A 1774-nucleotide genomic window follows, 5' to 3' on the forward strand; every position below is an offset into this window, starting at 1 on the left:
ACCGCTTCCGTCAGCTGGCCGCCCTCCTCGTAGCCGACATAGCCCGGAGGCGCGCCGACGAGCCGGGAGACGCTGTGCTTCTCCATGTACTCCGACATGTCGATGCGGATCATGCCGTCCTCGCGGTCGAACAGCGCCGCCGCCAGCGCCTTGGCCAGCTCCGTCTTGCCGACGCCGGTCGGGCCGAGGAACAGGAACGAGCCGATCGGCCGGTTCGGGTCCTTGATGCCCGCTCTCGCCCGCAGCACGGCGTCCGAGACGAGCGACACCGCTTCGTCCTGGCCGACGACGCGCTGATGCAGCGTCTCCTCCAGCCGCAGCAGCTTGTCGCGCTCGCCCTCCACGAGCCGACTGACTGGAACGCCGGTCCAGCGCGAGACGATGTCGGCAATCTCATCCTCGGTTACTGCCTCGCGCAGCAGCCGGGAATCGCCGTCCTGCTGCGCCGCTTCCTCCGCCGCCTTCACCTGCCGCTCAAGGTCCGGGATGATGCCGTAGCTCAGCTCAGCCGATTTGTTCAGGTCGTATTCCTCCTGGGCGCGCTCCAGATCCATGCGGGCCTGCTCCAATTTCTTCTTCAGCTCGCGGACGCCGGAAATAGCCGACTTCTCCTTCTCCCAGCGCGCCGTCATTTCAAGATGCTTCTCCTTGAGATCGGCCAGCTCCCGCTGGAGCGATTCCAGACGCCGCCCGCTGGCATCGTCGGTTTCTTTCTTGAGCGCCGCCTCTTCAATCTCCATCTGCATCAGCCGCCGCGTCACCTCATCCATTTCTCCCGGCATGGAGTCAATCTCCGTGCGGATCATCGCGCAGGCCTCATCGACAAGGTCGATGGCCTTATCGGGCAGGAAGCGGTCGGTAATGTAGCGGTTGGACAATACGCCCGCAGCCACCAACGCGCTGTCATGGATCTTGACGCCGTGATGCACCTCGAAGCGCTCCTTCAGGCCGCGCAGAATCGAGATCGTGTCCTCGACATCCGGCTCACTGACCTGCACCTGCTGAAACCGGCGTTCCAGCGCCGGGTCCTTCTCGATGTACTTGCGGTACTCGTCGAGCGTCGTCGCGCCAATACAGTGCAGCTCGCCCCGGGCCAGCATCGGCTTCAGCATGTTGCCGGCATCCATCGCGCCTTCGGTCTTGCCCGCGCCGACAATCGTGTGCAGCTCGTCGATGAACAGGATGATCCGGCCGTCGCTCTCCTTAATCTCCTTCAGGACAGCTTGAAGCCGCTCCTCGAACTCGCCGCGGTACTTCGCTCCGGCGACCAGCGCGCTCATATCGAGCGAGAAGATCGTCTTGTCCTTCAGCCCCTCCGGCACGTCGCGGCGGACAATCCGGTGAGCCAGACCTTCCACGATCGCCGTCTTGCCGACGCCCGGCTCTCCGATCAGCACCGGATTGTTCTTCGTCTTCCGGGAGAGAATCCGGATAACCCGTCGAATCTCGCCGTCGCGGCCGATGACCGGATCAACCTTGCCTGCACGCACTTCCGCCACAAGGTCGCGGCCGTATTTCTCCAGCACCTCGTACGTCGCCTCCGGCTCCCTGCTCGTCACCCGCTGGTGCCCGCGAATTTCCGCCAGAACCTTCAGCAGCTTCTCGCGCGTCACGCCCTGGGCTTCGAATATGCGGCGGATATCCGCATTCCCGCCGCTGCCGGATACCATCGCCAGCACGGCATGCTCCACCGCCACGAATTCATCCTGCATGGCCGCCGCTTCCTGCTCGGCCTGCTCCAGCGTGGCGATCAGCGCGGCCGAAGCGTACCGCC

1 protein-coding gene is annotated in these 1774 nt (G+C 64.5%); it reads right to left on the minus strand.

What is annotated here, in order from left to right:
* Nucleotides 1-1774, minus strand: a 1774-nt coding sequence (locus tag L692_RS0119840) for an AAA family ATPase (protein ID WP_025701793.1), incomplete at both ends; no start/stop codon positions are given.

This window comes from Paenibacillus forsythiae T98 (genome assembly GCF_000520735.1).
In the GTDB taxonomy this organism is placed as follows: Bacteria; Bacillota; Bacilli; order Paenibacillales; family Paenibacillaceae; genus Paenibacillus_AQ; species Paenibacillus_AQ forsythiae.